This is a genomic window from Leptospira yasudae (assembly GCF_003545925.1).
GTDB lineage: Bacteria > Spirochaetota > Leptospiria > Leptospirales > Leptospiraceae > Leptospira > Leptospira yasudae.
Map to the genome: position 1 here is coordinate 588,696 of NZ_QHCU01000001.1, position 15,920 is coordinate 604,615.

Sequence of the window (15,920 nt, forward strand, 5' to 3'; positions counted from 1 at the left end):
TCTAAAAAAGCGGGGTTTCAACCTCGCTTTTTCTTCTTTTTTTCTAAGAATTCAAACCGCAGATTCAATTTCCGAAACCGCATCATTTAAGAAGATGAGAATTTTTCGTTCAACCGATATTCTCATTAGGACCTTGTGTCCGTTTCGAGGAAGTTTTATGATTCAGAAAATTCTCCGCATTCTTACCCTACTTTGTTTATCCGTGTTCGTGTTCGTCTCCTGCGAACGATCCAAAAATTTCGGATTTCAAAACCGAGGCGATCGACCTCCCACGGTCGAGGACTTGGAAGCGTGGAAGGAAAGACTCGCGATGGAAGAAGCCGAGATCATAGAATTGGAAAAGAAAATCTCCTCTATGGCGCAGAAGACAAGATCGGCGGGCGCTTTGAGTTGGAAGATCGCGCAGGGTTATATGAAGATCGGCGATTACGATATGGGAGTGAAATTCTACAACCGCGCTTTGAAGGAAAACAACGAAGGGAAGAAGGTGGAGATCGTCGGAGCCGAACTTCATTTTTTCGAGCCAGCGATTCCGTATTTCGAAAAAGCGCTTTTGTTAAAACCGGTCGATCAACAACTTCTTTTCGAAACCGCGCTCGCATACGCGAACGCTTCGAGAGATCGAGGCTGGGAAACGACTCGAAGACAGATCGCGATCGACTTGTTTACGCACCTTGCAATCCAAGATCCGAGAGATTCGCGGTTTCCGTATCAGCTCGCATTGATTTACTTCGATTCTTCCATGCCGGATTCGTCTTGGGAAGGCGTTTCCGCCGGTTTTCACGACCAGGACAGGGCGCTACGCATCATCGATGATATTATAAAAAAAGAATATAGAAACGTTCCCGCGCGTTTTGCGAAGGCGAACTTTCTTTACAGACTCGGAAAAGTCGAGGATTCCAAGGAAGAATATCTCAAGGTCAAAAAGACGATCGAAGAACTGAACGACGCAGGTCTTGTTCGAGGCGGCCTCGAAAAGAACGATTCGTATCAAAACGTTCTGCAAAACCTGAAAAAGATCGAAAACGCATCCAAGGAAGAATGAACCCCTTCGTCCTTTCGGATTCCGCCGTCGCAAGGCTTTTTCATAAAAATAGAATATTCGAAATCGTGAATTCTTGGGAAGAATCGATTCCGTATCTGGAACGGTTTCTTCCCGCGGCGGTTTTGGATCGCGCGCTTACCGCTTCGGAAACGATTCCGCGCGCCTTGGAACGAACCGGTTTTTCCGCCTTTACGATCTTTGATCCGCGGTATCCTTCCCTTTTAAAGGAAATTTACGATCCTCCTTTGCTTTTGTTTTTTCAAGGAAACTTGGGAGTTTTGCGGGAAAACGTCGCCGCGGTTGTCGGAACGAGAAATCCTTCTCCGATTTCCGTATATGCGTGCGAGTTATTTCCCACTTATTTAAAGCGACAAGGTTTTTCGGGGATCGTATCGGGACTTGCCAAAGGAATCGACGCGGCGGTCATGCACGCGTCCTTAGACAATACGTTAGACGTCATCGGAGTTATGGGAACCGGACCGGAAATAGAATATCCCTTTGAAAACAAAAAACTCTATCAAAGAATGAAGTCCTCCGATCGGACTTTGATTCTCACCGAATATCCTCCGGGTCATAAAACGATGAAATATTCGTTTCCTAAACGAAACAGAATCGTGACCGGTCTTTGCGGCGACGTGTTTATCGTGGAAGCGCCTCAAAAATCGGGAGCGATTTCCTCGGCCTGCAACGCTCTCGAACAAAACCGGAGAATCTTCGTGTTTTCCGATCCGCTCCAATCTCAGAATCAAGGCGGAGAAATTTTGATCGAAGACGGAGCGGAACGTCTCGATCTGCAAATCATCTCTTTGGGGATGCGAGAAGTCTTTCATATCAACGATCTTTTACCCGATTCTCAATCGAAAATCCCGGGAATGCTTGCAGAACTTTCAAAGAAGCGCTTTTCTGGCGAGTGGAAACCGATCGGTTCCGGTTATTATGCGAGAAAAACTTTTTTCCAACCTCTTCTCCCCGGATTTGAAAACGGTCCCGGCTTGGTCCCTGGGGTTTTATAGAATCGTCCTCGGCGTCCTTCTTTTTATATTAGCATTTCGTTATTTTTCAAACGGATGGATCTCCCGTTATTTTTTGGACCCGGTATTTCATTTTAAATTCTACGGTCTTTCCTGGATCGGGGTTCTTCCCGCATGGATTTTATATCCTCTTTTCGTTTCGCTTCTCTTTTTCGCGGTTTGTATCTCTTTGGGAATCTTTTATCGCGTCTCGGTGCTTTGTTTCTTTCTGATTTTCTCTTATATCAACCTTCTGGAAGTCGCCGTTTACCTGAATCACTATTATCTGATCTGTCTTCTTTTGTTTCTTTTGATCTGGATTCCGGCGGACAAGGCGCTAAATGTATTTCATATTTTTAGAATATTCAAAAGTCGCACGATTCAAGAGATCGATCCGATTCCTGCATGGAACCTTTACATCCTCCGCTTTCAAGTCGGCGTCGTTTATTTTTTCGGAGGAATCGGAAAACTCGTCCCGGATTGGTTGTTCGACGCGCAACCCGTTCGGATTTGGCTTTTACGGAATTCGGACATTCCGATTTTCGGGCCTACGCTTTCCATGCCCGCCTCGGGATATTTTTTCAGCTACGCGGGATTGATCTTCGACCTGAGCGTTCCGTTTCTTCTTTTGAACAAAAGAACGAGAGCCTTCGGATATTCATTAGTCTTAATATTCCATTTTTTGACTTGGAAGTTATTTCCGATCGGAATGTTCCCTTGGGTGATGGTTTTAAACGCGACCTTGTTCTTTTCGCCCAAATGGCCCGTGGATCTGTTCCAGTTTCTCGAGTCGAAACGAATGCTTCCCGATCGGGAGAACATTCTGCATTTCTTATGGACTCGTTTTCCGATCCACTTTAGGAAATCGTTCTTCGCCTTCATCGAATCCTTTCTTACGTTTTTAGAATCCAAATCGAACGCTTCCGAATCGTTTCTTTTCGCAAAAGCGAAAACGATCCGCGGCAAATTCGGGATTCTTTTATCCGATCGGTCCCTGCGATACTTCTGGATTTTTTACGTATTCTTTCAATGCGCGTTTCCTCTCCGGCATTTTTTATATCCTGGAAATCATCTTTGGACGGAACAGGGATTTCGTTTTTCCTGGCAGATCATGCTCGTTCAAAAAAACGGGATCGCTTCCTTTCGGGTCGTAAATCAGCAAACCGGAGAAACGAACGTGATTCTCCCGGAATCGCATCTCAACGAAATTCAAAGACTGATGATGAGTTATCAACCGGATATGATTCTTCAATTCGCACACTGGATCGGTAAAACGGAAAAGGAAAGAACCGGTCAGGACGTTTCGGTTTATGCGGACGTTATGGTTTCGTTAAACGGAAGAAAAAGCCAGGTCCTCATCGATCCCGATCGGGATCTGATGAAGGTTTCCAATTCTCTCGCGAACAAAGAATGGATTCTTTCCGGCGACGAAGAATGATTTTTTAAACCGAAGTGAAGGACCGCATCGATACGGATCGATTCTGAAAACTGTGATGTATGAACTTCACTTTTTCTTCCGGTTTCATCGCTCCCAACACGTAAAAAATCGGCTCGAAATGTTCCGTACTCGGCGTGGATAACTTCGCGATCTCACCCTTCTTCTGAAACTCGAGGATCGCCTTGTCGTTTCTGGATTCCAATGACTGACGGACAAACTCGTCGAACTCGATCGCCCAATCGGACGGAACCGCGTTCATGTTGTGGAAGTCGGCGGCTCTCAGATTGTGCACGATATTACCGCTTCCCAAAATCAAGGTTCCTTCTTCCCTTAGAGGCTGCAGCTCGCGTCCGATCTCGTACTGCTGTTCCGGACTCAGATTCGCGTCGATGCTCAGTTGAACCACGGGAAGATTTGCCCTTTGAAAGAGAAAATAGAGAACTCCCCAACTTCCGTGATCGATCCCCCATTCTGTCGTTGTCTGTACGTCTACGCTCTTCAGAAGATTTTTTACTCTCTGCGCAAGTTCGGGCGATCCGGCGGGACGATACTTTACCTCATACAACTCCTGAGGAAATCCGTAAAAATCGTAAATCTGCTCGGGCGGATCGGAAACGGTCACATAAGTTCCTCTCGTTTTCCAATGTGCGGATACGACGAGGACGTTTTTGACATCCTTAAGTGTGGAACCGAATTCCTCCAGATTTCGAGTGAAGTCCGACTGGATTACGAGGTTCATCGGGGAACCGTGACCGAAAAATACTACGGGGTTCATACTGTTACTTAGACATAAACCGTTCAAAAAAGAAACGTACTTTTGTCAAAATTCTCCATAACTTCCAGATCTGGATCGCGCCTTTGAAATTTTTTTCCTAGGCTCTCATGTTCGACCTTTAAAACCCGAGACTTAATCTACGGGCTGTTTCGGCGTTCGCAGAAATCAAATATATTCTTTTTTTTGAATATTCAATTTTTGCGTTATCATTCTGAAGAATCGGTCCGTTATTCGGTCATTGCTTCGGGACATAGATCCGAAACCGATTCAAAACGGAGGCGCACAATGAACTCTAATTCAAAGTTATGGCATTTTGAACCAATTTTGCGTACTTTGCTTTGCCGGGACAAACACTTAGTCTCTTATCTATTTCGAAATAATCCCCTTAAGCTAAAAAAATAAACCGATTGCCGGATTTACACGGATGCAAACGTCGAAAAAGACAACAAACAAGATACACCAAGCCTATTTGATCATGTTTAGAATTTTCGTTTTGATTTTCCTTTCCGTTTTTTTTCAACGTTGTATGGCTTGGCCGATGCTTACGGGCGCCATTGGTTTAGCGGCCGGGAAAAAAGGAAGTTCTCCGTTATTCTTTCTTCCCGGAGGTTCTTCCGATCCGGTCCTGACTCGCATCGAATTAAGTTCCGAAAATTCTTCCATTGCTAAAGGAACAAACACCACTCTTCACGTCACCGCGATCTTCGATAACGGAACGAACAAGGACGTTACGAGCTCTTCTTCTATCGTTTCTGCTTCGGAGTCCATTGCTGCGGTGCAGGGAAATTCCGTTCGAGGGATTTCCGCCGGTGAAACGACGCTACGGGCGGAATATCAAAGTTTGAGCGCGGAGTTTAAGATCACAGTTACTTCCGCCGTTTTACATTCAATTCAAGTATCCAGCTCCGATTCCGGTTCTCTTCCTAAAGGTACGAGTCGCCAATTTTCTGCGATCGGTATCTTTTCGGACGGTTCCAATCAAGACCTTTCCACGGATCCTTTGCTCGTTTGGTCTACGAGCAATTCTTCTTTATTAAGCGTCAACGCTTCCGGTTTGGTTACGGGCCTCAATTTGGGAACGGCGAATGTTCGGGCCGTTTGGGGTTCTCAGCAAGGGTTTGCCTCCGTGACCGTAAGCTCGGCGATTTTATCCTCCATTCAAGTCACTCCGGCCAATCCAAGTCTTCCTTTAGGCGCCAATCAGCAGCTGACTGCGACCGGAGTTTTTTCGGACAATTCCACACAGGACATTTCTTCGTCCGTGACTTGGACCGTTTTGGACACAGGCATCGCTTCCGTTCAATCGAACGGTTTATTAGAAAGTTCGAATACGGGTTCCACGACCGTTTTTGCTTCGGTGGGTTCCGTGATCGGCTCCACCGGACTGACGGTGACGTCCGCGACGCTCGTTGGAATTTCCGTTACGCCGGTGAATTCTTCCCGTGCGAAAGGACTGACGCAGAATTTTACCGCGACCGGAATTCTTTCCGACAATACGAGCATCGACATTACCGATCAGGTTTCCTGGACTTCTTCCGATACGAACATATTAACGATTTCGAATGTATTCGGGAACAACGGGTTGGCTTCGACGCTCAACCAAGGAAGCGTCGTAGTCACCGCGTCCATCGGAGGAATCGAAGGTTTTACCGATTTTACGGTAACACAAGCGACCCTCGTTTCGATCGCAGTGACTCCCGCTGCTTCGTCCAAAGCGAAAGGACTTACACAGCAATTTACCGCAACGGGAATCTTTACGGACAACACCGCACAGGATCTGACGACTTTGGCGACTTGGACTTCCTCTTCGGGAGCAGTAAGCGTGTCTAACGTCTCCGGTTCGGAAGGATTCGCACAGACTTTGTTTACGGGAAGCGCCGTGATTACCGCAACGTTTGACGGGATTTCGGGGAACACTTCCTTTACGGTTACTTCCGCAATTCTTACTTCGATTCAAGTCACCCCGAACGATCCTTCTTTGGCGAAAGGATTAACTCGTTCCTTTTTTGCTACGGGGATTTATTCGGATCTTACGAACGCGGATATTACGACTTCCGTAACTTGGGCGTCTTCCGATCCGACGGTTTCATCGATTTCAAACGCGACGGGAAGCGAAGGAAGCGCATTCGGAAATTCGATCGGTTCCACCAATATCACCGCTCATTTAGGAACCGTCACTAGCTCTTCGTCTACGTTATCCGTAACAGCAGCCGAACTCGTTTCTATCGGAATCACTCCCGCTTCTTCCTCGAAAGCAAAAGGACTTACGGAGAATTTTTCAGCCACGGGAATTTTTACGGACAACTCTACGCAGGACTTAACCGAGCAAGTGACTTGGTCTTCGTCCGATACGGTGATCGCGCAGATCTCGAACGTCGCGGGGAACAAAGGTTTTACGAACGCTCTTGTTTCCGGTTCGAGCGATATCTCCGCGACTTTGGGTTCCGTGACCAGTCCTTCCGTTTCGTTCACGGTAACCGCTGCGGAACTCGTTTCCATCGCCGTTACGCCGAGTAATTCTTCCCTTGCAAAAGGATTAACGGGGCAACTGAACGCGACGGGAACGTATACCGATAACTCCACCGAAGATCTTACGAATCTTGTTTCTTGGTCTTCTTCCAATTCCTCGAGAGCGATCATAAGCAACGCAGCAGGATCGCAAGGTCTTGCAACCGCAGTCGGAGTGGGAAGTGTGAGTATGACCGCAACTCTCGGTTCCATTTCCGGTAGCACCGGCTTGAACGTGACCGCCGCCGTGTTGACTTCGATTCAAGTTACGCCGAGCCTCGCTTTCGTCGCCAAAGGTCTTACGAGACAATTTGCCGCGACCGGTATTTATTCGGACAATTCGACCCAAGACCTGACCACTCTTGCCACTTGGGTTTCTTCCGATTCTTCCAAGGTGATCATCGGAAACGCGGCAGGCTCCGAAGGCTTGGCGCTCTCAGTTACTTTAGGAAGTTCGAATATTCGAGCAATCTACAATTCCATCCAGAGCGCCCCCGCTACGATGACCGTTACCGCGGCGGAATTAGTCAGCATCGTGGTGAGTCCGCCTTCTCCCTCCAAGGCGAAAGGACTTACGCAACAATTTACTGCGACCGGAATTTTTACGGACAGCACGAGTCAGGATCTTACTTCTCTTGCGACTTGGTATTCTTCCGATATGAGCGTGGCTTCCATCAGCAACGCGATCGGCTCTATGGGTTTGGCGACCGCATTGACCACGGGCTTTTCCGATGTTTACGCGGTTTATAATTCCATAAACAGCAACACCGTTTCGTTCGGAGTCACACCAGCAACGTTAGTCTCTCTTCAACTTTCTCCGGTAAACGGAAGTCTTGCCAAAGGTCTTACGCAGCAATTTACAGCGCTCGGAGTTTATACGGACGCATCCACGCAGGATTTGACTTCTTCCGTAACTTGGGTAAGCGCGAACACTGCTTCGTCTACGATCTCAAACGCCGTTGGTACGGTGGGAAGAGCGACCGCGATTCAAATCGGAACCAGCACGATCACGGCCACTTCCGGTTCGATCACCGGCAGTACGAACTTCACCGTAAGCGCGGCCATTCTTTCTTCGATCGCCGTGTCCCCGACTAATCCGACCATCAACGCGACCGCGACTCGGCAATTCTCCGCGGTGGGAACCTATACGGACGGAACGACTACGGACTTAACTTCTTCCGCAACCTGGGCAAGCTCGAATCCATCCATGGCAACCGTGAGCAACGCGTCGGGAACGCAGGGTTTGGCTACGGGAATTTCCGCGGGAAGTCCTACCATCTCCGCGACTTACAATTCCGTTTCGGGAAATACGACTCTTACCGTGAATGCGATCGACACGACGCCTCCTACGATCACGTCCGCCGTTTCCTTATCGCCGACTACGATCCGAGTGGTATATTCAGAATCCGTAAACAACACGGAGGCATTGACCTTATCCAACTATAAGATCGTAAACAGTTCTTCCTTTACCGGAAATTGTTCGGACAATACGGACTTTACCGGAAATTCTCAAACGGGCGATTTTGCGCTGAGCGGCATCAGTGGAAGCGGAAACACGTTTACGATTACGTTGTCTACTTCGCAGCTTTCCGGAAAAACATATACGCTCGTCGTAAACAAAGCGGGTGTTCACGATCTTTCCTTCGCTCCGAATCTTTTAGGTTGTCCGAATAACGCCGATTTTACGGGACAAGAGCAACTCAAAATTTTCGGCGCGGTCTGCAACACCGTGGGAAGAGTGATCGTATCCTTCTCCAAACCGTTGTTTGCGGGAGCGGACATCGCTAAGTCCGCGGAATGTTCCAATCAAACACAGTGCGCACTTCGGTATAAATTTACGGGAGTTTCTTCCTTAGGAAACGTCACGAGCGCGAAAATTTTGGACGGAAGCGTTTGCGGCGGAGCAGCCGCGGATTCCTCCAAAGTTTGTATTACGCATTCCTTATCTCAGTCCGGCGGTCAATATACGATCATCGCGGCGAACAACTTGGACGGAGACGGATTCGACAACGCGTCTTGGGGAGCGATTCGCAACTCATCCGATACGGAGAATTTACAATCTTCTCCGAAAGATAGAACGAGCTTTATCGGTTGCGGAAGTTCTCCCGTAAACTTCACGGACGGGCCCGTTGCGACCAATCCGTTTGCAGACGATTCTTCCTTCGGTTATCTCACGGGATACAACAATCGGATTTATATCGGACCGAACACGAACGGAAACCAAGCCGTTCGATTTAATTACGACGGAACTTCTCCCGAGTCGGTATCGTTCTCCTTTACCAAGGATACGACTTCCTCTTCGGGAACTTCGAACGTATCGTCTAACAGCGCTTCGACGAGAGACGGAGGAATCGGAGTTCCTCCGTACGTGACGATCGGTCATACGGGTTGCACGCTCAACAACGCGAATCAGGCGACCGGTTGCGGTCCGGACAACGAAGACGGTCGAGGAGTATTCGCGACCGGTTCACTCGGTGGAACGGCTCATATCCTGATGGCGGGTTCCCGATCTGCGGAGAACTTTAATTATCTCTACTATTCTTCCGATACCGATTCGGGACTGGACTTCAAATACATCGATATGGGAACGATTACCGGAACGGTTACCGCGGGAACTTCGTCGATCACAGTCTTGAACGATCGGATCTACGCGGGTTTTGCTAAGCGAAATCAAGGTTCGAATTCTCCGGACTTCGGTAAGATCACTTTCAATACAGCGGACTCCACGCGATGTACGATCGGCTCGAACTGCAACGCCAACGACGGTTCTCGCGGAGATCGTTTTAGAATCGATAGAATGCCTTACTTCGGAGGCGGTTCTCAGGAAGGAAACAACTCTTCGATCAACTGGGCTTACTATGTGGGAATCGATTCGCTCTTCGTTTTTAACGGAAGAATCTACGCCGCAAACGGAGGCTTTCCGAATTCGTTACACAATGGAAGTATAATACGTTCCACGAGCGGGAACCCTACTCCCTGCGACGGAACGGACAGTTGTCCGGGTTGGGTCGATGCCGCCCCGAGAAGCGACGCGAAGTGGCATAACGGATCGAACAACAATTGGTTCTCTCTCGAACTTACGAAATACTACGATATGATTCCGGGCGATAAGGCGTTCTCTCAGTTCGCGGAGTTTAACGGAAGAATGTATGTCACAAGAACGATCTGTGTGACTCCTCAGGACAACTCCGGTTTACGAGGATCGGTTCAAACGATCGCAGGTTGTACGAACGGATCCTATACGAATCGAAGACCGCAGCTTTGGAAGTGCGATCCAAGTCTGAGCGGAAACTCGACTTTGTGCGATGCGGGTGATTGGTCCGTGGTCGGAGACGACGGAAACGGCTTCACGAATTTCGGAAACGTTTCCAACCACAGTATGACGATGGTGGTCGCGAACGGATCGTATCTCTACGTCGGCTTTGACAACGAAAGCGGAATCCAAATCTGGAGAACCAATATCGCAAATCCGGGAAGCGCGTCGAACGCTTGGGAACAAGTAGGCGGAAGCGGTTTAGGCGACGCAACCAACCGTCAAATCTACTCGGCGATTTCTGGAGCGGACGCCGGAATGAACTACATCTACGTCAGCGTCGGAAAGAACAATCAACCCGTACGAGTTTACAGACAACAGAATAATTGATATGCTACATCGACAAACCTTATCACTGATCGTTACCGTGCTAATTCTAATCTGCTTCGTTCTCTGCGGAGAAGAGGGAAATTCGGAACGACTTTCGTTTACGACGAACGATCAGAACGAAATGATTCGGCTTCAATCCTTCGTTCACGGAAGAATGGAACCGGGAAGAAACATTCAAACTTATGAATTTATTCTCAAACAATCGGAGAATATGCGTGGAGTCTTTCAAATCGATTCCGTGAGTTCCGATCTGAAACTCGAATTGATCAAAAAAGAATTTCCCTTCGACTCAAAGACTTCCTGTGCAAACACGAATTCAGGAAACACATTCTCCTGCAAAATCGAAATCCAATCCCTGGAAAAAGGAACGTATCGACTGACCGTTTTCAGGGCCACAAACAAAAAAGAATCCGATTTCAATCTATTTGCAGGGATATTCGGGAAAGGTTATATAGATGTCGACTCAACATCCGATCGTTAAAGCGACGATCGTGCTTTTATTCATGGGAATCTTCGTCGCATGTCAGCACACACGCGTCCGATTTCCGCAGGATCCGCCCAAATCCTGTTTAAATCCGTCCGCGCAGAGACAGTGCAGGGCCGCGCTGGAGGACAGAGAACGGTTGAACGCGGAGCCGTCGCAGATGCACGTGATTCCTCAGTCCTTTTATTTCTGGGGAATGAGTCCGAAAAACTATCCGGTGAACGCGGTCAGCTATTGTCCGAACGGAGTGAAGGAAGCGCATCAGTATTCCACTTTTTTCGACGCGCTCTACGAACAGCTTACGCTCGGAATCTATTCACCGCGGACTCTGGATCTGATCTGCTACAACTGAGAACTATATGAGATTTTTGAAAACTATCCTTTTTGCGATTTTGATCGGAGCCGCGGCGGGATGTCACAATACCACATTACAAATTTATAATACATCCGAAGCGGTCGCATTTCCGGTAGAAACCAAAGCGGATCAGACCTATAAACAAGGCGGTTACGCCGTGGGTTTGATCGAGTCTTTCGATACGCCCGAGGTGAAATGTCAGGAAGGAAAACCCCAGATCCTCATCCAAAGAAACTTTTGGGATAACGTGATTCACTGGACGATCGGTGGAATCTACACCCGAAGGACCGTCCAAGTGTTTTGCAAAAGGTGATTCAAGAATCAGGAATCTTTCGGTCCCGGATAAAACGCAGGATTCCAAGCGACTTCCCAATAATATCCTTCGGGATCCTCGAAGTAGCTCGAATAACCGCCCCAGAAAACGTCTTGAGGTCGCTTAACAATTTTCGCTCCCGCCTTCTCCGCTTTTGCGATCACTTCGTTCACTTCCTCTTTGGAATGTCCGTTGTATGCAAGCGTAAATCCCCGAAAACCGCTTCCCTTTGCGGGAACTCCGACGTCTTCGGCGAGGTCTTCGAGCGGATACAAAGCGAACCAGGTTCCGTTTAACGTAAAGAAGGCGATGTTTCCTTCGAACTTCATGCGCGGGAATCCGAGTCCTTCTTCATAAAAACGAACCGCTTTTTCGAAATCTTTTACCCCTAAGGTGATGATGTTGATTCTTGGCTGCATGAAACCGGATAATTCCTTTCAAAAAAATTTTGAAAAGAAGAATTCTAAGGAAATTTGAATCAGTATTAATTATCTTTTAAGACCGTATCTCGCTTTCACAGCTTGGATTTTCTTTTCCATTTCCGCCCAGAGCGATTCCTTGTTCGGATGAAAGGAGGCGAAAACACCCTGACGAATCAGATCCACGATCTCGTCCAAAGAGAAATCCAAGAATCTCCAAAGTTTATAATATTCGTATGTAAGATTTACGTTGAATATTTCCGGATCGTCCGTGTTCACGCTGAGAGGAAGTCCCTGATCGTAGTAGTATCGAACCGGGTGATTCTGTTCTTTGCGGACGTATTTTCCCGTAAACACGTTAGACGTCACACAGATCTCGATGGGGATGTGATTCTCTCTGAGATACTTTACGAGTTCCGGATCTTGGATCGCGGAAGTTCCGTGTCCGATCCGTTCCGCTTTGAGAAGTTCTACCGCTTCCCAGATCGCCCAAGGGCCGTCGTCTTCTCCCGAGTGAGCTACCACGCGAAGTCCCGCTTCTCTCGCTTTTTTGAAAACTTCCTGATAATCCCGCGCTGGTCCCATCAGTTCCGCGCCGCCCAAACCGATCCCGATCACTTCGGGATGTCTGAGTTTTAAAACGCGGTTCAGGTTGTTCATCGCGTTTTCCGGTCCGAACGAACGCGACACATCGACTAACAAGCGTATGGTGATTCCGTCGGCTTCCTTTTCTTCACGGATGCGGTTCACGAGAAAGTCGATCATCTCCTCGAAGTCGAGTCCGTTTTGGATGAACTTGGAAGGAGCGAAGAATACTTCGGTATAAACGATGTTGTTGGCCCGCATGTATTCCGCCAAACTTCCGACAAAGTAGGAAAAGTCCGCGGGTTCTTTCACGAGTGATTGTATAAAAAAGAATACTTGGATGAATCCGTTCAAGTCCTTGAAGTTGAACTTCGCTTCGAATTCTTCGTCCGAAACGCTGATCCCGTTCTTTGCCATCAACTGTTTCATCGTGTCTTTGTTGACGCAGGCCTCGAGATGAAGATGGATTTCGGTCTTGGGGAGTTCCCGCAGGAAGTTGATCACATCCTGGTCGTCGGGTTTCTCCTTGGAAAGATCTCCAGAAGGAAAAAGCCCTTTGATCGGGACCGGAGTTTCCTGAGGAACACCGGCCGTGGGAACTCCTAAAATCCAAGAAGGAGGGTCCAGAACCTCGAGTTCCATGAGCCCGACCCTTTCGTTCAAGAGTTCGTTGATCTGTTTGTCGAAAGAAATCTGTAAGGAAGAAGAATAAGGACGGTCGGCGGGAAGCCTGGATTTCAGGCGGTTCAACTCGGTTACATCGCGATCGATGATCCGAATTCTATCTAAAATCTCTCCAAAAGTTAACGCCACTAAGGCAAAATATATTTCCGGGCAAAAGATTTCAATTCTATATCGAGCGACACGTATGAAGCGAGATAGCCAAAAGGTAGCAGAGCGTCACCGTTGGCTCTCAAGCGAAGCTTGAGATAAACAATCTGAAACAAGGCAAGCTCAGTGGTAGTTCCTACACTTCCAACCGCAAGGGACAGCAGGGCTTGGTCTGAAAGACCGAGCGGGACTCCGCGAGCCCGAAGTCGGCCCGGTCCGCGAAGGGAAACTCAACGCTTTCCCTCCCTATGGGTCGCTTCAGCGGGATGCGGCCGCAAATTTTCCGAAAAAGATTTTGTAGTAGTTCCTACGCTTCTCCCCATTTCTTGCTCAGGAAAAATCCAAATCTGCCGAAGCTTAAAAAAGCACCGGGGGTTATGTCCGATTTATGATTACAGCACGCAAAACCTTTCTCCCATTCGCACTGCCTTGCATTTCCGAAAGGGCCATCGAAGAAGTTTCCGCAGTTCTACGATCCGGCTGGATCACCTCCGGTCCTAAGGTAAAAGAATTCGAGGAAGAATTCGCGCGTTACACCGGAGCCCAATACGCGCTCGCTCTCAACTCCGCGACCGCGGGCCTTCATCTCGCACTCGAGGCGATCGGAATGAGCCGGGAAGACGCCGCCATCTGTCCCGCGGTAACGTTTACCGCGACCGCGGAAGTCATCTGTTACTTCGACGCGGAACCGATTCTTACCGACGTCGATCCGATCTTCAACCTGATGACCCCGGAAACTCTCCGCGCCACCATCGAAAGAGACTGTATTTATCAAAACGGAACCCTCTTCCATAAGAAGACCGGAAAAACCGTACGAGCGATTCTTCCCGTGCATCTTGCCGGAGTGATCTGCGACATGGAAGGTATATTAGAAATCGCTAAAGAATATCATCTATACGTGATCGAAGACGCGGCTCATGCGTTCCCCGCCGTTCACAAAGGAAGAAAGATCGGAACCTTCGGCGATTTTACCGTTTTCAGTTTTTATGCCACGAAGGGAATCACGACCGGAGAAGGAGGAATGGTCACAACGAACCATTCTCACTTTGCGGATCGGATCAAATTGATGCGTCTCCACGGAATCAACCGGGAGACCTACGATCGCCCGGGTTGGTATTACGAAGTCGTTTCCCCCGGTTTTAAATACAATATGACCGACGTCGCCGCCGCGCTCGGAATCGTTCAGCTTTCCGAAGCGGACGATCTCTGGAAACGTAGAATTTCAATAGCCGAATTGTATAAAAAAGAATTCGCCGATCTTCCGTTTTTGCATCTGCCTCTTTCCGCTCCGGACGGAGAACATTCCTGGCATCTCTTCCGCGTGGAAGTGGATCGCGCTTCCTCCAAAATGGATCGAGACATCTTCGCATCCGAATTAAAAAAACGGAATATAGGTTCGAGTCTCCATTTTATTCCTCTTTACGAACACCCGTTTTACGGTTCCCGTTTCGGATTTAAAAAGGAACATTTCCCGAACGCGAACGCGATGTATTCAAGATCGCTTTCGATTCCTTTGTTTCCGGGAATGAAGGACGAAGACGTTCAGGATGTGATCAAAGCGGTGAAAGAAATTTTCAACGCGCTTTAATCCAGATAACGATTGATTTCCAACGAAAGCTCTTCCGGTTTTTCCATGTGGATGGCGTGTTTCGCATCGGGAATCAAAACGAGCTTGCTCTTCTTCAAGTAAGAATGAAGCTTCTTCGTCATCGCTACGTCCGTGATCGGATCTTCTTTGCCGGATACGATCAGAGCGGGAATTTTAATCTCACCGAGTTTTTTGCCTAAAAAGATTTCTTCTTCCCGTTCGAGCGTATTGATCGTCAGAAATTGATTGGGCAGTTCGTTCCAAGATTGGATCAAAGCCTTTCTCGCAATTCTTCCCGGAAGTTCGGGAGTTTCGTAATACAACGCTTCGATCAGTTTTACGAGATCGTCTTCGTTTTTCGGAAATAGAAGTTCTTTCATCTCGTCCCTCTTCGGATGCGGAATTCCTCCGGGAGAAATCAGAACCAATTTGGAAATCCGTTTCTCCCGATCCCGCAACGCGATATGCATCGCGATCAAAGCGCCCATAGAATGTCCGCCTAACACGAGATTATCGAGATCCAGTGTGCGGATCGCCTCGTAGATCAAATCACCGAACACGTCCACTTGATAGAGATATTTGAGAGGAGGAAGTTTGCTCTTTCCGAATCCCGGAATGTCCGGAATTAAAATACGATAATCCTGCCGCAGCTTGGGAGCGACCCTACGAAGTCCCGTAGCCGAATCGAGCAACCCGTGAATCAACAGAATCGACTTATTCCGGTCCGGATTCTTCTCCAAAAAATAAACCGAATTGCCCCCGATATCCGCTTTAAGATCCCCGAACCCGAGAATCTCTTTCATGTATTTTTTCTTTTTCCAGTGATAGTAGCGCAGGAACAATCCGTACATCGATTTCATGATTGCATATTCTCTATGTTAAAAGTTGCAAAGTTCCGGCGAACAAGAATAAGAGCCGGTCCGATT

Annotated in this window: 11 protein-coding genes and 1 pseudogene; 8 read left to right on the top strand and 4 right to left on the bottom strand. The window is 48.1% G+C overall.

All coding sequences use genetic code 11. From position 1 onward, the window contains the following. Window positions 1–175: 175 nt before the first annotated feature. The 3 genes and pseudogenes from DLM76_RS02950 to DLM76_RS02960 form a co-directional block, all read left to right on the top strand. Window positions 176–1,045 (top strand): annotated as a pseudogene (locus DLM76_RS02950) (tetratricopeptide repeat protein); the annotation flags it as partial. Beyond that, a complete protein-coding gene (locus tag DLM76_RS02955; RefSeq protein ID WP_118964549.1) occupies window positions 1,042–2,058 on the top strand; it encodes a DNA-processing protein DprA in 1,017 nt (338 codons plus the stop codon). The pseudogene DLM76_RS02950 and the gene DLM76_RS02955, both read left to right, overlap by 4 nt. After that, window positions 1,982–3,493 (top strand): HTTM domain-containing protein, encoded by a 1,512-nt coding sequence (locus DLM76_RS02960; RefSeq protein WP_118964548.1) that lies wholly within the window; start codon window positions 1,982–1,984, stop codon window positions 3,491–3,493. Before DLM76_RS02955 ends, DLM76_RS02960 begins: the two co-directional genes overlap by 77 nt. A gap of 4 nt (window positions 3,494–3,497) precedes the next feature. Here the strand turns inward: DLM76_RS02960 and ygiD are convergent, their stop codons facing one another. Beyond that, complete coding sequence (ygiD, locus tag DLM76_RS02965; RefSeq protein ID WP_118964303.1) at window positions 3,498–4,268, bottom strand: 4,5-DOPA-extradiol-dioxygenase; 771 nt, start codon at window positions 4,266–4,268, stop codon at window positions 3,498–3,500. A 475-nt stretch (window positions 4,269–4,743) separates the two neighbouring features. On the opposite strand from ygiD, the gene DLM76_RS02970 reads away from it, so the two are divergent. The 4 genes from DLM76_RS02970 to DLM76_RS02985 are packed head-to-tail and all read left to right on the top strand — an operon-like array spanning window position 4,744 to window position 11,571. Next, window positions 4,744–10,419 (top strand): beta strand repeat-containing protein, encoded by a 5,676-nt coding sequence (locus DLM76_RS02970; protein WP_118964550.1) that lies wholly within the window; start codon window positions 4,744–4,746, stop codon window positions 10,417–10,419. Window position 10,420: 1 nt separating this feature from the next. Then, complete coding sequence (locus tag DLM76_RS02975; protein ID WP_241548167.1) at window positions 10,421–10,900, top strand: LIC_10463 family lipoprotein; 480 nt, start codon at window positions 10,421–10,423, stop codon at window positions 10,898–10,900. Continuing rightward, window positions 10,875–11,255 (top strand): Bor/Iss family lipoprotein, encoded by a 381-nt coding sequence (locus DLM76_RS02980; protein ID WP_118964304.1) that lies wholly within the window; start codon window positions 10,875–10,877, stop codon window positions 11,253–11,255. The genes DLM76_RS02975 and DLM76_RS02980 overlap by 26 nt, the downstream gene beginning before the upstream one ends. A gap of 7 nt (window positions 11,256–11,262) precedes the next feature. Beyond that, complete coding sequence (locus DLM76_RS02985; protein WP_118964305.1) at window positions 11,263–11,571, top strand: LA_3781 family PerA/PerB upregulated protein; 309 nt, start codon at window positions 11,263–11,265, stop codon at window positions 11,569–11,571. An 8-nt stretch (window positions 11,572–11,579) separates the two neighbouring features. Here DLM76_RS02985 and DLM76_RS02990 read toward each other — a convergent pair whose 3' ends face one another. Both DLM76_RS02990 and add read right to left on the bottom strand, forming a co-directional pair. Beyond that, a complete protein-coding gene (locus tag DLM76_RS02990) occupies window positions 11,580–11,990 on the bottom strand; it encodes a VOC family protein (RefSeq protein ID WP_118955029.1) in 411 nt (136 codons plus the stop codon). 69 nt (window positions 11,991–12,059) lie between these two features. Further along, window positions 12,060–13,388, bottom strand: a complete 1,329-nt coding sequence (add, locus tag DLM76_RS02995; RefSeq protein ID WP_118955028.1) for an adenosine deaminase — start codon at window positions 13,386–13,388, stop codon at window positions 12,060–12,062. Between the two features lie 406 nt (window positions 13,389–13,794). On the opposite strand from add, the gene DLM76_RS03000 reads away from it, so the two are divergent. Then, on the top strand, window positions 13,795–14,994 hold the full coding sequence (locus DLM76_RS03000) for a DegT/DnrJ/EryC1/StrS family aminotransferase (RefSeq protein WP_118955027.1): 1,200 nt from the start codon (window positions 13,795–13,797) through the stop codon (window positions 14,992–14,994). Here DLM76_RS03000 and DLM76_RS03005 read toward each other — a convergent pair. After that, window positions 14,991–15,854, bottom strand: a complete 864-nt coding sequence (locus tag DLM76_RS03005; RefSeq protein ID WP_118964306.1) for an alpha/beta fold hydrolase — start codon at window positions 15,852–15,854, stop codon at window positions 14,991–14,993. The genes DLM76_RS03000 and DLM76_RS03005 overlap by 4 nt on opposite strands. Window positions 15,855–15,920 lie beyond the last annotated feature (66 nt).